The organism is Flavobacterium sp. I3-2 (assembly GCF_013389595.1).
Taxonomy (GTDB): Bacteria; Bacteroidota; Bacteroidia; order Flavobacteriales; family Flavobacteriaceae; genus Flavobacterium.
This window is the reverse complement of record NZ_CP058306.1, coordinates 1,191,719-1,207,854: the sequence shown is the minus strand read 5'-3', so window position 1 is coordinate 1,207,854 and position 16,136 is coordinate 1,191,719. Positions and strand designations below refer to the sequence as shown.

Genomic DNA, 16,136 nt, shown 5'->3' with positions numbered 1-16,136 from the left:
TTTATTTTTTTATTATTTTAATAGAACCGTTGAAAACGTCTGTTTTAACATGGATTACATAAATACCTTGAGGGTAATTTCCTAAATCAATAGGTACCATATCGTAGTAAATAGATTCGGTATAAAGAACACGTCCTGCTAAATCAACAATACTAAGCGTACCTTCCTCATATTCATGATTGATAACAATGTTTGAATATTGCTCGGTTGGGTTAGGAAATGCTTCAAGTTTAATTTCAAATTTAGTTTCAGATTCATTTCGCTCGCGTTTTAATTTTACAACCCAATAATCATGTAACCCTTGTGAAACTTTTTTATCTCCTGATACTTTTCCATCTGAATTACCCGCAAATATATACCCGCCATCACGAGTGTGAGCAACTTTTCTTAATAGGTCACTTCCTTCTGTAGAAAACTTTTTATTCCAAATATTTTCACCTTTATCATTCGCAATCAAAGAAATATAACTTTTTTTAGATGTTTTCTCATCAATCTGAAATCCACCAAGTAAAATTTCGTTTGAATTTGAATCATAAATTATGCTAGTCAAATAATCATCTCCTTTAAAATCATAAGAAAACTGCTCATCATTTTCAAAGTCAAAATCTGTTTTGATGACCCAAAAATCATTATGTTTTTCAGAGTTTACAGATTTGTTTCCTCCACCGTTTGAAGAGCTTGTTCCAGCAATTATAAAACCATTTTCGGATTCAATTATATCAGTAAGAAAGTCATCTGATTTGCCACCAAATACTTTTTGTTTTTTTAAATTTCCTTCAGAATCCAATTTTAAAATCCAAAAATCAAATCCACCATTGGTATCAAAATGTTTAAATTCTCCGATTGGAGAATTGGAACTTCCTCCAATAATTATTTCATTATCTCTGGTCAACAAAACAGATTTTACTTCATCGTTATAGATTCCGCCAAAAGTTTTTTGCCAAATAATATTACCAGATTTATCAAGCTTTAATACCCAATAATCTAAACCTCCTAAATTTTTATCATGTTTTTCTCCAGAGATTGTAGAGTTAGAATTTGCAACAACTATATATCCACCACCTTTGATTTGTTTGATTTGGACAAGCTTGTCATCTCCAATACCACCAATAGTTTTTTGCCAATCAACACCACCTTTAGCATTAAGTTTTACAAGCCAAATATCATTTAGTCCGCGAAGCGAATCTGTTTTATCTGCAGAAATATTTGAATTTGAATAACCACCTAGCATATAACCACCATCATTGGTCGAAATAATACTTTTTAAAATATCAACGCCCGATCCACCAAAGGATAGCTGCCATTCTTCTTCACCATCTTTGTCCATCTTCCAAATGAAATAATCAAGATTTCCATTTCCATCCTTTGTTTTGTTACCAGATTTGTTTGAAAGTGAGCTCCCAGCAAGAATAAAACCGTTGTCAGGAGTTGGAGTCATATCAAAAAGGTATTCCGAATATTTACCTCCAATTGTTTTTTCCCATAGAACTTTCTGCGAATAATTTGTCCAAGTAAAGAATACAAAAGACATAAAAAATATTATTCTTTTCATAAATAAATTTAAAAAATTAATATTTTGCAAATAAACAAATTTAAAAAATGTAAAAAAAATCATTTCTTAAACATTTTTTTTGATTTCTTCTAACAAAACAATGAATTACAATTGAGTTTAGGAAGAGACCCTAACATTGCCATTTCTCGAAAATTAGTTTCAGATAAGTCAGGAACAAAGATGTTATCTTCACGAAAAGTGCAAGATTTTGTGTACGAAATTTCTGTTCGAAATAACAAAAAAACACCAATAGAAATACTACTTGAAGATCAAATTCCAATAAGTACTTCAACGGATATCGAAGTTAGTTTAACTGATAAAGATGGTGGAAATGTAAATCAAGAAACCGGAAAAATCACATGGGATTTAAATATAAAACCTAATGAAACTAAGAAAATCAGATTCGGTTATCAAATCAAATCAGCAAAAGATAAAAACTTAGATTATTAAAGCAAATCATGGTCAAAAAAACATTAGGAATTTTCTTTATAATCATTGCTAGTTTATCAACCGTAATTACGCTACTTTTTATACCGACAACAATTCTGAGTATGCTAAAACATTTTATAGAAAGTGAATCAACTTATGATTATGAATTCCTTTTTGGAAAATTAATTGGCATACTTATTAAAATTATAATTATTATTCTATTATGGACTTTTGGATTACGATGGTCAAAGAATCAAAACCATAATTCATTCAGATAATAACAAAAATTTTGTTCTATTTTCATTATTTTTGTAGCTTGAAAATATTTTTACTATGATTCAAGATCCTAAAAGATATACCATTACCGCGGCTTTACCGTACACAAATGGTCCTATACATATTGGGCATTTAGCAGGAGTTTACGTTCCGGCAGATATTTATGCTCGTTTTTTACGTCAACAAAATAAAGATGTAGCTTTCATCTGTGGTTCTGACGAGCACGGTGTAGCTATTTCTATGAAAGCAAAAAAAGAAGGAATTACACCACAACAAGTTATTGATAAATACAACAAAATCATCAGCGATTCATTTGCTGAATTTGGTATTTCATTCGATAACTATTCGCGTACTTCGGCTAAAATTCACCACGATACCGCTTCTGAATTTTTTAGAAAATTGTATGATGATGGTAAGTTTATCGAAGAAGTTACCGAGCAATTATACGATGCGGAAGCCGATCAGTTTTTAGCCGATCGTTTCGTTACCGGAACTTGTCCTAAATGTAACAGCGAAGGGGCGTACGGAGACCAATGTGAAAAATGTGGAACGTCGTTAAACGCAACAGATTTAATTAATCCAAAATCAACTATTACAGGAACAACTCCAATTTTAAAAGAAACTAAGCACTGGTTTTTACCTTTAGACCAATACGATACTTTTTTACGTGAATGGATTATTGAAGGACATAAAAACGATTGGAAACCGAATGTTTACGGGCAAGTTAAATCGTGGTTAGACGATGGTTTAAAGCCTCGTGCTGTAACGCGTGATTTAGATTGGGGAATTGATGTTCCGGTTGAAGGAGCAGAAGGCAAAAAATTATATGTTTGGTTTGATGCGCCTATTGGTTACATCTCATCAACTAAAGAATGGGCAGCTCGAGAAGGTAAAGATTGGGAACCGTATTGGAAAGATGAAGACACGAAGTTGGTTCACTTTATCGGAAAAGATAATATTGTTTTCCACTGTATTATTTTCCCAGCGATGTTAAAAGCAGAAGGAAGTTATATTTTACCAGATAACGTTCCAGCAAACGAGTTCTTAAATTTAGAAGGAAACAAATTATCTACTTCTAAAAACTGGGCAGTTTGGTTAAACGAATATTTGGTTGATTTCCCAGAAAAGCAAGATGTTTTACGTTACGCCTTAACATCGAACGCACCAGAAACAAAAGATAACGACTTTACATGGAAAGATTTCCAAGCAAGAAATAACAACGAATTGGTTGCTATTTTCGGAAACTTCATCAATCGTGTGGTGGTTTTATCTAACAAATATTACAACGGAATTATTCCTGCGCCAAATGCATTAACTGAAGTTGATGAGCAAACTTTAGCTGAGTTAAAAGCTTATCCGGCTGTTATTGCAAGTTCTATCGAACGTTACCGTTTCCGTGAAGCGTTAAGCGAATTGATGAATGTTGCGCGTTTAGGAAATAAATATTTAGCAGACGAAGAACCTTGGAAGTTAATTAAAACGGATGAAGAACGCGTAAAAACTCAAATGTATGTAGCGTTGCAAATTGCAGCTGCTTTATCTACTTTGGCTGAACCGTTTTTACCATTCTCGGCGGCTAAACTTAAAAATATGTTGAACATTGCTGAACCAATCGCTTGGAGTAAAGTTTCTGAAACTTCAAATTTAATTGCAGCAGGTCATCAAATCGGTCAAGCCGAATTATTATTCGCTAAGATTGAAGATGAAGAAATTCAAAAACAAATAGACAAATTGGAAGCAACTAAAGTAGCAAACGCAGCAGAAGCAAAAACGGCTGAACCTCAAAAAGAAACCGCTCAATTTGAAGATTTCGCTAAAATTGATTTACGTGTTGGAACTATTATTGAAGCTGAAAAAATGCCAAAAGCAAACAAGTTATTGGTTTTAAAAGTAGATACAGGAATTGATGTTCGCACGATTGTTTCTGGAATCGCAGAACATTTTACACCAGAAGAAGTAATTGGAAAACAAGTTACCGTTTTGGTAAACTTAGCACCAAGAGCTTTACGTGGCGTAAACAGTGAAGGAATGCTTTTACTTACCGAAACGAAAGAAGGTAAATTGGTTTTTGTAAATCCGGATACAGAAGGTGTTTACAACGGCGCAACGATTGGATAAAACTTTCTAATTAAAATATTTTCACCCCAAAAGACATATATCTTTTGGGGTGTTTTTTTTATTTGTTGTTAAAATGTTAAATAACAAACGTATTGTTTTTAAAAAATGTTAATTAGCAAAAAAAGATAACCATGAAAGAAAAAGTTTTAAATTTCATCAAACTGTATTTTAGTATCTACTTTATCCTTTATATTTTTCCATTTCCACTTTTTGGATTTCCGATTATCGTTGATAACTTTTTTATTTGGTTTGGACAAAATATCCTTGGTTTAGATTTTATAAAACAAACGAATACCGGAAGTGGTGATACTGTTTTTGATTTTGTAAAACTTACTTTTGTTTTGCTATTATCGTTCATCCTTACAATTATATTCTTATTTACAAAATCCGTTGTAAAAGAAAAGGTCGTTTCGATTTCAATAATCTATGCTCGCTATTTTTTAAGTTGCATGTTATTAAGTTACGGATTTGCAAAATTTGGTGATGGCCAATTTGGGTTGCCAAGTTTGTTTAGATTAGACCAAAGTGTAGGTGAAATGTCACCAATGGGAATCTTATGGACATTTATGGGGTCATCTCCAGCTTATTCTGCATTTGCGGGAATTTGTCAAGCTACAGCTGGTTTCTTATTGCTATTCAGGAGAACTTCTGTTTTAGGAGCTTTAATGGCTTTTGGAGTAATGATAAACATTGTGGTTCTTAATTTTTGTTATGATGTTCCGGTTAAGATATTTTCTACAAACTTAGCATTAATAGCCTTGTTTATCATTCATAACAATTGGATTTCGATTTTAAATTTTCTTCTAGGTAAACCATCAAATATAAGTTTCGTTGGATTTAGATTTAAAAAGAAATGGCTACAAGTAACTGCTAAAATTTTAATTATATTATATATTTTGATATTAACTGTTGGGATGTCAATGTCTCGAATACTAAACACAGAAGAAAATGTGAATGAGAAATTTTTCGCAGTTTATGAAAACGAAAAAAAATCAACTGACAGTTTAGCATTAAACAAAATGATAATAGATGATGGTTATGCTCAAATATTTTATAAAAATGACACCATAGTTTCTTGGGATTTTAAATTTGATGAAAAAGAAAATACCCTGTTTTTTAAAGCAGCTGATTCTACAAAAACAGATGTTAAATTCCATTTTAAATTCATTGAAGATAATCAAATTGAATTTTCCGATTCAGAAAAATCTTTAGGTAAATTCAGCATTACTAAAAAAGAAGATTTTGAATTGTTTAAACGTAAATTTAATTGGACGAACGAATATCCTTATAATCGTTAATTGTTTATTAGGAAAACAGAAAATCTAATAAAAATGATTGGTGATTTTCTGTTATCCTAATTTAGTAATATTTTATTTTTTTATTAATTGGTTAGGATTACTTCGAATAACAAATCTTTATTTATAGAGTTTTCTAAAATCTCCCATTGATTTTTTTTATAATTAAATTCAAAAATTCCTTTGTTATTTTTTGATTCTTCTCTCCAAATAAAAGGATAGCATCCATTTTCTCTTAAATTATGGTTATTTATAATCCATTCTACCGCAATAAAAAATCCTTCTGAAGGAACTCTTAGATTATATTTTTCAAAATCAATTGATGATATAGAATAAGATTTTCTACCAGTTCCTAATTTATTTGCTTTACCTGTTGTCACAATTATTTCTTCATCATTAATCAACTGATTTGGTTTTCCTTCTTTAATATCAAATATTTTTATTCTAAAATTTATTTTATCTTTATAACTAGTAGTTAATATATTTATTTTTTTTAAAAAACAAATTTCTTTGTTTTTATCAAGATTAATTTTTTTTGCAATTAAATATGGTTCAGAATTTTTCCCAATATAACCTGAAATTACATTTTCATATTTTACATTCCCAATTTTAATCTCTTTGGTTCCTAATTTTGGAATGATTACTAACTCTTCAAGAGTTTCAGCCTTATCTTCTAAAAAAACAACAGTGTTTTCTAAATTTGTTTCAATCGTTTCATAACCAATCGATTCAATAATAAAAGTTTCCTTTTTGAATTTTTCAGGAATAATAAAACTTCCGTCATTTTCTGAATTGATTTTAAATGTTCCGTTATTATTATAAATCGAAGCATAAGTAATTGGACTTTGCGTTTATTTATCTTTTACAAAATAAGTGCTTTGCGCAAAGACAGAAACTGAAACGAATATGAAGAATAGAATTGATTTCATAATCTAATTGATTAATATGTTTGATAGGTAGAAAACATAAATTTTTGTGTCTCAAGTAATAAATAAGTGTCTGTTATCGATTTTTTTATAATCTCAATTAATTTGTTTAATTCAATTTGAATTTTCTTTTTTTCTGAGTTACTATAATTCCATTCATTTTGCAATCGATTTGAAACAATTAATTCTAAATTTTTTATAAATAACGTTTTCTGTTGTTTAAAATCTACTTTTATTTCGTCTTGAATATTGTTGTTATATATTAATAAACTGTATTCTGCATATCCGTATAAACGTTTATATAAATGTGCAAAACCAGTTCCTCCATTATCTAACAAAGCATAAATTCTATTTAATGATGTATAAATTTCTAAAAGTTTATTTCGATTTATTTTATCAATTTCTGAATTCTGATTTTTTGAAAGAAAATAAGCGTAAAATAAATAATAATCATCTTGACCAACTTCACTTTCAAAACCTTTTGAATTTTTAGCATATAAAATGTCGGGTGAATTATAGTCAATATTTAAAAATTCAGGATGTTCTTTTATCACCTCTTCTAATTTGTTTTTTGAAACAAATAGTAAATTCTCATCCATTTTAACTAACAAAATAGAATCATTGGAAATATCGAATGTTCGATTTTGCCCAAAAGAAAAACAACTTATTTGCAATACAAAAAACAAAATATATTTCATAAATCTTCAATTTTAAAAAATCTTATTGAGCGTCTAAAGCCTGTAAAGCAAAACTTCCCAACCAATGGCTTCCCATATAATCATCATTTGATATGTTCGGAAATGCAACATTAAAGTGTTTTACGGCTATCGGTTTTAAATGATTCAATTCAGGAAGCTTTTGAGCAATTTGAAACAAACATGTTGCACGGCTAAAATTTAATCCGTCTAAATGTACCAAATGTCCATCGGTTCTGTCTGAAACTTTACCGACTTCTAAATCGAAATTTGTATCGAATAATTGAGGTAAGAAACCATTTAACCAAGTTTTGTAATCGGCTGTTGGTAAAACTTTACTCATTAACCAAGCTTCTTGCAAACAAGGCGAAAGAAAATCATGTCCACTTGGTTCATACACAATCGGACAGTTTTTATCATTCATAAAAAGAGCTTTGGCTTTTGCTTCAATGGCTTCTTTAAGTTTTGTATTTCCAACCGTTTCGGCATATTCTAAAGTCAAAGCCATTCCAAACGCTGTATTATCATGTGTTCCGGTTCTAATCGGATAATTTAATTTTGGGAGATATTCTAAATAACGTTCGGTAAAAACATTTTCGAGTGGTTGTAAATTTTTATACCATTGTTGCGCTTTTGGATTGTCTTTCCAAGTATACAATTCTTCTTGCAATTTAAAAAACCAAGCCCAACCATAAGTTCGTTCAAAATTTCTATTATGTGGTTCGTCGAAAAATGCTTTTTCAATCGCGACATTTTCTGGTGTGAAAACGAGAGTTAATAACGAATCAATTTCACCGTTTTTATCAAGTTCTGGAAATTGTTTCCAAAGTTTTACAACCGACCAATATCCGTGCGCAGAAGAATGCCAATCAAAGCAACCATAAAAAATTGGGCGTAATTGTTTTGGTAATTTTAACTCGACATCAGAAGCTAAAACTTGACCTAATTTATTTGGATATTCAACTTCTAAACAATGCATCGGAAGCGCTATAATTTTTTGAGCTTCTGCTAATTCTAATTTTAAATCTTCTGTTTGTGTAGCTTCTTTATTTTTTTCGCCGTTACAAGCAATTAAAATCACAGCTAATGCGAATAATCCGAAAATCTTATTCATAATTAAATCTTTTTTTTTAAATATAAGAAAAACATGAAAAATTATAATAAAAAAAAGCCCTAAACAGTAATTCTATTTAGGGCTTTCATATATTCAATTAAATCTTAGTTTGCTAAGATATTAATTTTATTATCTTTTAATTCTAATGTTCCAAATTCGATTGGTAAGTAAAATGTATTTGCATCTATCTTATCAAATTTAGATTCGAATTGAGGTGCAAATGCTAGATTATTTCCAACGATTTTGATATTTCCTTTAGTTAATAAAGAAACAATCGGTGCGTGGTTTGATAACATTTGAAACTCTCCATCAATTCCAGGAACAGAAACCGAAGTAACTTCACCTGAAAACAATGTCGCTTCTGGCGATACTATTTCTAAAATCATAGTTTATATATTTTAATTTTAAACTTGTTTTAAAAAATAATACAAGTTAAAATTTTGATTATACTTCAGCTAACATTTTATCTCCAGCTTTAATAACATCAGCGATGCTACCTTTTAAGTTGAAAGCTGCTTCTGGTAAATGATCTAATTCACCATCGATAATCATGTTGAAACCTTTGATTGTATCTTTAATATCAACTAATACACCTGGAATACCAGTAAATTGCTCAGCAACGTGGAATGGTTGAGATAAGAAACGTTGTACACGACGCGCTCTTGATACAGCTAATTTATCAGCTTCTGATAATTCTTCCATACCTAAAATCGCAATGATATCTTGTAACTCTTTATATTTTTGTAAAATCATTTTTACTCTTTGAGCACAATCGTAATGTTCAGCACCTAAAACCTCTTTAGATAAGATACGAGAAGTAGAATCTAATGGATCTACCGCTGGATAAATACCTAACTCAGCAATTTTACGAGATAATACAGTTGTAGCATCTAAGTGAGCAAAAGTTGTAGCAGGAGCAGGATCCGTTAAGTCATCCGCAGGAACGTAAACCGCCTGAACAGAAGTAATAGAACCTGTTTTTGTAGATGTAATACGTTCTTGCATTGCACCCATCTCAGTTGCTAAAGTTGGTTGGTAACCTACTGCAGAAGGCATACGCCCTAATAATGCAGAAACTTCAGAACCAGCTTGAGTAAAACGGAAGATATTATCAACGAAGAATAATACATCTTTTCCCTGTCCATCTCCAGCACCATCACGGAAATATTCAGCGATAGTTAATCCAGATAATGCAACACGAGCACGAGCTCCTGGTGGTTCATTCATCTGTCCGAAAACGAAAGTAGCTTTAGAATCTCTCATACCTGGTTTGTCAACCTTAGTTAAATCCCATCCTCCATTTTCCATAGAGTGCATGAAATCTTCACCGTATTTGATAATTCCTGACTCTAACATCTCACGTAATAAATCGTTTCCTTCACGAGTTCTTTCTCCAACTCCTGCGAATACAGATAAACCACCGTGACCTTTAGCGATGTTATTCATCAACTCTTGAATCAATACTGTTTTTCCAACACCAGCACCACCGAATAATCCAATTTTACCACCTTTAGAGTAAGGAGCAATCAAATCTACTACTTTGATACCTGTGTATAAAATTTCTGAAGATGTAGATAAATCTTCGAATTTTGGAGCTGGTCTGTGAATTGGTAAACCATTTTCTCCTGTTTTTGGAAGATTTCCTAATCCGTCGATAGCGTCTCCAATTACATTAAATAAACGTCCAAATACGTCTTTACCAATTGGCATTTGTATTGGGGTTCCTAATGCAACAACCTCGTAACCACGGTTTAATCCATCTGTTGAGTCCATTGAAATGGTACGAACAGTGTCTTCTCCAACGTGAGATTGTACTTCTAATACTAATTTAGAACCATCTTCTTTAGTGATTTCTAATGAATCGTAAATTTTCGGAAGTTCAGCATTCGTAGTATCAAAAACTACGTCAACAACTGGCCCGATAACTTGTGCAACTTTTCCTGTAACTTTAGACATTGCTTATGTTTTTATTTAACAGCTATTTATCGTTTATGAAAAAACCTCTTTTTTCAAAGTGCAAAGATAATTTTTTTTATCTAAAAATTAAAGTTTTTTATTCTATTATTTCGAAATATATATTTATCGCTTATTTTTCAATAATTTTAGCTATTCAACCGTAACCGATTTAGCTAAATTTCTTGGTTGATCTACATTACATTCTCTCATCACTGCAATGTGGTAAGACAATAATTGTAAAGGAATTGTTGCAATAATTGAAGTTAAAGCTTCTGTCGATTCAGGCATTTCAATTACATGATCCGCTAAGGCTCTTACTTGAACATCTCCTTTAGAAACCACAGCTATAATTTTTCCGCTACGTGCTTTAATTTCTTGAATATTACTCACAACCTTATCGTAATGATTTTGATTTGGTGCAATAACAATTACCGGCATGTGCTCATCAATTAAGGCAATTGGACCATGTTTCATCTCTGCAGCTGGATAACCTTCCGCATGAATGTAAGAAATCTCTTTTAATTTTAAAGCTCCTTCTAACGCAACTGGATAATTAAACCCTCTTCCTAAATACAAACAATTTGTCGCATCTTTATAAACTTCAGCAATCTTAACAATATTTGAATCCTCTTTTAAAGCTTCCTCAACTTTTTCTGGAATCAATTCTAATTCCAAAAGATTACGTAAGTATTCAGATTTAGACATGGTACCTTTTGCTTCTGCTAAACGCAATGCGATTAATGCTAAAACAGTAATTTGAGTTGTAAAAGCTTTTGTTGAAGCTACTCCAATTTCTGGACCAGCGTGTGTATAAGCACCAGCATGAGTTTCTCTTGAAATAGAAGAACCTACCACATTACAAACTCCGAAAACAAAAGCTCCTTTTTCTTTAGCCAATTTAATCGCAGCTAAAGTATCGGCAGTTTCACCAGATTGCGAAATTGCAATAACTACATCATCTCCATTGATGATTGGATTTCTATAACGGAATTCAGATGCATATTCAACCTCAACAGGGATACGAGCAAATTCTTCAATCATGTATTCCGCAACTAATCCTGCATGCCATGAAGTACCACAAGCAACAATTATAATTCGTTTTGCGTTTGTGAATTTATGAATATTATCTTCTATTCCCGCCATTTTGATTAAACCTTGTTCAGATAATAATCTTCCACGGAAAGTATCTTTTATTACAGCTGGCTGCTCGTGAATTTCTTTTAACATGAAATGCTCATAACCACCTTTTTCAATCTGTTCTAAGTTTAATTGCAATTCTTGAACATAAGGACTCACCAATTCATCGTCTTTAATTTTACGAATCTTGATTGGTTTATGTAAACGAATAATTGCCATTTCTTCATCTTCTAAATAAATAGCATTATTTGTATATTCAATAAAAGGAGAAGCATCTGAAGCAACGAAATATTCATTTTCACCAACACCAATCGCTAATGGACTTCCTAAACGAGCCGCGACTATTTCATTTGGTTTTTTAATATCCATTACACAAATTGCATAAGCTCCAATAACTTGATTCAATGCAACTTGAACAGCTTTACCTAATTTTAAACCATTTGTTCGTTGAACATCCTCAATCAAATTAACTAAAACTTCTGTATCTGTATCAGACTTAAAAGTATAACCTCTTTTGATTAATTCTTGTTTTAATGGTTCATAGTTTTCAATAATTCCATTGTGAATAATTACTAATTCACCAGAATTTGAAAAATGCGGATGCGAATTTACATCGTTTGGAACTCCATGAGTCGCCCAACGTGTATGTCCAATTCCCATAGACCCCTTCAAAGTACCTTCTGCTTCAGCTCTAGATTCTAAATCTGAAACTTTTCCTTTGGTTTTACTTGATATAAATTTTTCACCGTTAAATAATGCTAACCCTGCACTATCGTAACCGCGATATTCTAATCTTTTTAATCCTTTAATGATTATTGGATACGCTTCTTTCGTTCCAATATATCCTACAATTCCACACATGTTTTAATTGGTTTTTTTGGTATAAAATAAATCTAATTTCATTCTAGTGCTTACATCAGAGTGGTTAGGTCCATATAAAATAGTTCCAAAAGGCGATGTAACTGAGCCTGTTGGGATTTTTGAAATTTTGGTATTAAATGATGTTTTTTCATTCTTCAACACATTAAATGTACTTAACGAAATATCATTCGTAACTGCCAAGCCAAGAACAACATTGGTCGAATCTCTTTTTATTAAGTTATTGACGTGATTGGTAATTCTAAAACGATATTTTATTGTATTGTTATCAGTTGAAATATCCATAATCCCATTATAAATATTTTTTACTGGACTTGTAGTAGCATCTGTATTGTAATCAACTAATGTTGTATTGTTTTTTGCATCATAAACAATCAAACGATTAGGTTGAAAATCCGTATTATTGGTTTGTACTGATTTATCTACAAAAACCGTCAAAACAGCTTGATTGATTAACCAGTCATTTTCTTTTATTGTTTCTAATTCATCAGCAACACCGTTTCCATCAGCATCAGCTCCAAAAAGAGAAATTGTCGCAATAGAACCATTGTTTCCTTTAATCCACAAAGGGTTCGACACATTCGAAGTCAATGCATTACTATAATCGTCCGAATTTTCATTCTCGATTAAGTTCACCGTTGTTGCGTAAGCTTTCAAATCGGTAGAATACCCCATTTTCAAAGTTACAGTTTTACGCTCTCTTGTTATATCTGTAGCAGATTTATCGCCTTTGTAAACAATAACAAATTCTCCTCCAGCAATATTCAATTGTGCTAAAGCATTTTGATTTCCATTTGCTTGAACATTAAAATAAAGTCCTCTGAAATATTCTTTAAGTACTGTATTATTTAATATTGATTTGTATTTGTCGTTAGCAAAAAATGCATTCTGAAAATAAGCTTTATCTAAATCCAACCAAATACCAGGTTTTTTACGCTCTTTAACTGTTGGATTATTATTTGAATCATTCACAATTACACCATCTTTATCGTATTTATAAAGAAGAATTTCTTGATCATTAATTTTAAAATTAGTATTCTGAGCAGTTGCTGTCGAGTTGTTCAATCTTCCTCCAGCAATACCTTTTTTATTAGAATCAAACTGTAATTTATCTGAAGAGTAATACTCTTGAGTATCTAAATTATTATTTGGGTCAAAATTTCTTAGTAAGTAACCATTTTCAAAAACGTTTAATGTAAACGTACCATTTCCATAAACGTTATTTAACTTATAAGTTGTATTACCATCAGAATCTGTATTTTCAATTGAACTATTATAAGGAATATAAACATAAACAGAATCAATTACAGGATTATTACTAATACTTGTAAATTCAGTACCTTTACTCATTTCTAATTGTGTAACAAAATGAGCTGTTGTATTTCCAAAAACAGCATCGTTATAAACACCTAAATTATTAACAGGTAAATTTCTCGTACTTACTTCACCCGTATTTACAATTGAAGCATTTAAATTCTGAACCGAATAAGATTCAAAACCAAACCCATCATCACCAAATATTCCAGCACCAATTTCATTAAAATCACTGTCACATGATTGAGTAAAAACAGCAATAGCAGTAGCAATTACAACTCCAAATAATGATTTTCTTTTCATAACTATAATTTCTTATAAAACTTTGTTTCTATAAAAGTCAGTATAAATCTCTGACATTTTCTCTTTCGGAGTGAAAGGTAAGAAAGGTTTTCCTGAAGTTTCTATATAATTTGTTAAATCTGATGTTATGTTCTCAGACGAAATAATAACACCATCTGAAAAATCGATAGCGTTTTTCATAATATTTTCAAAAGTAGCTTCTTTTAAATTTTCGATATCACTAGACTCAAAACCATCGAAAGCAACTTTATCATACATGTTTTCTGATAATTTTTGGTCAAATGTTTTTGTAAATACAGAAGTTACAATTTTTGTATCAGCAAAAATCGTTTCATCTTTATAGTATTTTTTCATGTATAATGGTAACATTGACGCCAACCATCCTTGCACATGAATTACATCCGGAACCCAATTTAACTTTTTAACAGTTTCAACAACTCCTTTTGTAAAGAAAATCGCACGTTCGTCATTATCTTCATACATTATATTTTCTTCGTCAACAAAAGTATGTTTACGTTTAAAATACTCGTCATTATCGATAAAATAAACCTGAATTCTTTCTTTCGGAATAGAAGCAACCTTAATAATTAGAGGCATATCCATGTCGTTAATTACCAAGTTCATCCCAGATAATCTAATCACTTCGTGTAACTGATGTCTTCTCTCATTAATACTTCCGTATCTTGGCATAAAAATTCTAATCTGCCCGCCTAAATCATTAATCATTTTCGGAGTGTCAAACGACATTTGAGAAACCTCGTTTTCTGGTAAATATGGCACTACTTCAGATGATACATATAATATCCTCTTGTCTTTCATTGTGTTTGAATTTAATTATATTCTGTGTAAAAACATACAAAATTACAAAAAAATGTCGATATAATTATCTAAAATACTAATTTTGCATCTCTTATAAAACATATGTGATGTTAGTTTACACTACTCAAATTACACTTAAAGAACACTTAAGTCCTTTAAAATCAAAAGGTAAAACCATCGGATTAGTTCCAACAATGGGAGCAATTCACATGGGTCATTTGTCGTTAATGCAAGAAGCTTTATCTCAAAATGACATCGTTGTGGTGAGTATTTTTGTCAATCCAACGCAATTTAACAATCCAAATGACTTAGAAAAGTATCCAAGAACTTTAGAAAGAGATGTTAAATTAATCGAAAGTTTATCTGACAAAATTATTGTTTTCGCACCTTCGGTTGAAGATATTTATGCAGATAATGCTGTTGCCGATATTTTTAAATACGATGGTTTAGAAAACCAAATGGAAGGTGCTAACCGACCAGGTCATTTTAACGGTGTTGGAACGATTGTAAAGAAACTTTTTGAAATTACTGAAGCCGATAAAGCTTATTTTGGCGAGAAAGATTTTCAACAATTGCAAATTATTAGAAACATGACAACACAATTTAAACTTCCGGTAGAGATTGTTGGTGTTCCGATTTTTCGTCAAGAAGATGGTTTAGCTATGAGCTCTCGAAACGAATTACTTTCTGACGAAGCTAAAAAAGAAGCAACTTTAATTAATCAAATTATGTTGCAAGCTAAAAATTTATTCAAATCAAAATCAATCAAAGAAGTTGTTGATTTCGTAGAGAATGAATTTAAAAAACATTCGAATTTTGAATTAGAATATTTCGAAATCGCAGACGAAAAAACCTTACAAACAGCAATCGAAAAAACAGAAAACACAAAATATCGTGGTTTTGTAGTTGTTCATTTAGATAATGTTCGATTAATAGACAATATTTCATTAAATTAATTATAACTTTGCCTTATGCAAGTAGAAGTAGTAAAATCTAAAATCCACCGTGTAAAAGTTACAGGTGCCGATTTAAATTATATTGGAAGTATTACCATTGACACCGCTTTAATGGAAGCTTCAAATATTATCGAAGGTGAAAAAGTTTCTATTGTTAACGTAAACAATGGAGAACGTTTTGAAACGTATGCGATTCCGGGAACTCGTAACAGCGGAGAAATTTGCTTAAACGGACCAGCAGCTCGTAAAGTACATCAAGGTGATATTGTAATCATCATTTCTTACGGAATTATGGATTTTGAAGAAGCTAAATCATTCAAGCCTTCAATCGTATTTCCTAACGAAAACGACAACTCATTAACTTAAT

15 protein-coding genes are annotated in these 16,136 nt (G+C 31.1%); 6 read left to right on the top strand and 9 right to left on the bottom strand.

Annotation, left to right across the window (positions count from 1 at the left end; all coding sequences use genetic code 11):
* Position 1 precedes the first annotated feature (1 nt).
* On the bottom strand, positions 2-1,552 hold the full coding sequence (locus HW119_RS05710; RefSeq protein WP_177762016.1) for a T9SS type A sorting domain-containing protein: 1,551 nt from the start codon (positions 1,550-1,552) through the stop codon (positions 2-4).
* 111 nt (positions 1,553-1,663) lie between these two features.
* Between HW119_RS05710 and HW119_RS05705 the strand changes: the two genes are divergently transcribed.
* From HW119_RS05705 to HW119_RS05690, 4 genes are all read left to right on the top strand, one after another.
* Positions 1,664-2,002, top strand: a complete 339-nt coding sequence (locus HW119_RS05705; protein ID WP_177762014.1) for a DUF4139 domain-containing protein — start codon at positions 1,664-1,666, stop codon at positions 2,000-2,002.
* An 8-nt stretch (positions 2,003-2,010) separates the two neighbouring features.
* Positions 2,011-2,259 carry a hypothetical protein gene (locus HW119_RS05700; RefSeq protein ID WP_177762012.1) on the top strand — a complete coding sequence of 83 codons (249 nt, stop codon included), beginning with the start codon at positions 2,011-2,013 and terminating at the stop codon, positions 2,257-2,259.
* Positions 2,260-2,314: 55 nt separating this feature from the next.
* The gene (metG, locus tag HW119_RS05695) at positions 2,315-4,375 is read left to right on the top strand and encodes a methionine--tRNA ligase (RefSeq protein WP_177762010.1); all 2,061 of its coding nucleotides are present in this window, start codon (positions 2,315-2,317) and stop codon (positions 4,373-4,375) included.
* A 131-nt stretch (positions 4,376-4,506) separates the two neighbouring features.
* Positions 4,507-5,673: a hypothetical protein gene (locus HW119_RS05690; protein ID WP_177762008.1), complete on the top strand. Its 1,167-nt coding sequence runs from the start codon at positions 4,507-4,509 to the stop codon at positions 5,671-5,673.
* Positions 5,674-5,756: 83 nt separating this feature from the next.
* Here the strand turns inward: HW119_RS05690 and HW119_RS05685 are convergent, their stop codons facing one another.
* From HW119_RS05685 to HW119_RS05650, 8 genes are all read right to left on the bottom strand, one after another.
* Positions 5,757-6,074 (bottom strand): hypothetical protein, encoded by a 318-nt coding sequence (locus HW119_RS05685; protein ID WP_177762006.1) that lies wholly within the window; start codon positions 6,072-6,074, stop codon positions 5,757-5,759.
* 536 nt (positions 6,075-6,610) lie between these two features.
* Complete coding sequence (locus HW119_RS05680; RefSeq protein ID WP_177762004.1) at positions 6,611-7,294, bottom strand: hypothetical protein; 684 nt, start codon at positions 7,292-7,294, stop codon at positions 6,611-6,613.
* Positions 7,295-7,316: 22 nt separating this feature from the next.
* The gene (locus HW119_RS05675) at positions 7,317-8,405 is read right to left on the bottom strand and encodes a DUF2891 domain-containing protein (protein ID WP_177762002.1); all 1,089 of its coding nucleotides are present in this window, start codon (positions 8,403-8,405) and stop codon (positions 7,317-7,319) included.
* 104 nt (positions 8,406-8,509) lie between these two features.
* The gene (locus HW119_RS05670; protein ID WP_177762000.1) at positions 8,510-8,791 is read right to left on the bottom strand and encodes a F0F1 ATP synthase subunit epsilon; all 282 of its coding nucleotides are present in this window, start codon (positions 8,789-8,791) and stop codon (positions 8,510-8,512) included.
* A gap of 58 nt (positions 8,792-8,849) precedes the next feature.
* Positions 8,850-10,361 (bottom strand): F0F1 ATP synthase subunit beta, encoded by a 1,512-nt coding sequence (gene atpD / locus HW119_RS05665; RefSeq protein WP_177761998.1) that lies wholly within the window; start codon positions 10,359-10,361, stop codon positions 8,850-8,852.
* Between the two features lie 150 nt (positions 10,362-10,511).
* On the bottom strand, positions 10,512-12,359 hold the full coding sequence (gene glmS / locus HW119_RS05660; protein WP_177761996.1) for a glutamine--fructose-6-phosphate transaminase (isomerizing): 1,848 nt from the start codon (positions 12,357-12,359) through the stop codon (positions 10,512-10,514).
* A 3-nt stretch (positions 12,360-12,362) separates the two neighbouring features.
* Positions 12,363-13,994: a DUF4270 domain-containing protein gene (locus tag HW119_RS05655; protein ID WP_177761994.1), complete on the bottom strand. Its 1,632-nt coding sequence runs from the start codon at positions 13,992-13,994 to the stop codon at positions 12,363-12,365.
* Positions 13,995-14,006: 12 nt separating this feature from the next.
* Positions 14,007-14,813 (bottom strand): glycogen/starch synthase, encoded by an 807-nt coding sequence (locus tag HW119_RS05650; RefSeq protein ID WP_177761992.1) that lies wholly within the window; start codon positions 14,811-14,813, stop codon positions 14,007-14,009.
* A 107-nt stretch (positions 14,814-14,920) separates the two neighbouring features.
* On the opposite strand from HW119_RS05650, the gene panC reads away from it, so the two are divergent.
* On the top strand, positions 14,921-15,769 hold the full coding sequence (gene panC, locus HW119_RS05645) for a pantoate--beta-alanine ligase (RefSeq protein ID WP_177761990.1): 849 nt from the start codon (positions 14,921-14,923) through the stop codon (positions 15,767-15,769).
* Between the two features lie 15 nt (positions 15,770-15,784).
* Positions 15,785-16,135, top strand: coding sequence for an aspartate 1-decarboxylase (panD, locus tag HW119_RS05640; protein WP_177761988.1), 351 nt, complete (start codon positions 15,785-15,787; stop codon positions 16,133-16,135).
* Position 16,136 lies beyond the last annotated feature (1 nt).

Excerpts from the sequence above, each read along its gene's own strand:
- HW119_RS05710 (WP_177762016.1), bottom strand. The coding sequence starts at position 1,552 with ATGAAAAGAATAATATTTTTTATGTCTTTTGTATTCTTTACTTGGACA.
- HW119_RS05700 (WP_177762012.1), top strand. The coding sequence starts at position 2,011 with ATGGTCAAAAAAACATTAGGAATTTTCTTTATAATCATTGCTAGTTTA.
- metG (WP_177762010.1), top strand. The coding sequence starts at position 2,315 with ATGATTCAAGATCCTAAAAGATATACCATTACCGCGGCTTTACCGTAC.
- HW119_RS05690 (WP_177762008.1), top strand. The coding sequence starts at position 4,507 with ATGAAAGAAAAAGTTTTAAATTTCATCAAACTGTATTTTAGTATCTAC.
- HW119_RS05680 (WP_177762004.1), bottom strand. The coding sequence starts at position 7,294 with ATGAAATATATTTTGTTTTTTGTATTGCAAATAAGTTGTTTTTCTTTT.
- HW119_RS05675 (WP_177762002.1), bottom strand. The coding sequence starts at position 8,405 with ATGAATAAGATTTTCGGATTATTCGCATTAGCTGTGATTTTAATTGCT.
- HW119_RS05670 (WP_177762000.1), bottom strand. The coding sequence starts at position 8,791 with ATGATTTTAGAAATAGTATCGCCAGAAGCGACATTGTTTTCAGGTGAA.
- atpD (WP_177761998.1), bottom strand. The coding sequence starts at position 10,361 with ATGTCTAAAGTTACAGGAAAAGTTGCACAAGTTATCGGGCCAGTTGTT.
- glmS (WP_177761996.1), bottom strand. The coding sequence starts at position 12,359 with ATGTGTGGAATTGTAGGATATATTGGAACGAAAGAAGCGTATCCAATA.
- HW119_RS05655 (WP_177761994.1), bottom strand. The coding sequence starts at position 13,994 with ATGAAAAGAAAATCATTATTTGGAGTTGTAATTGCTACTGCTATTGCT.
- HW119_RS05650 (WP_177761992.1), bottom strand. The coding sequence starts at position 14,813 with ATGAAAGACAAGAGGATATTATATGTATCATCTGAAGTAGTGCCATAT.
- panC (WP_177761990.1), top strand. The coding sequence starts at position 14,921 with ATGTTAGTTTACACTACTCAAATTACACTTAAAGAACACTTAAGTCCT.
- panD (WP_177761988.1), top strand. The coding sequence starts at position 15,785 with ATGCAAGTAGAAGTAGTAAAATCTAAAATCCACCGTGTAAAAGTTACA.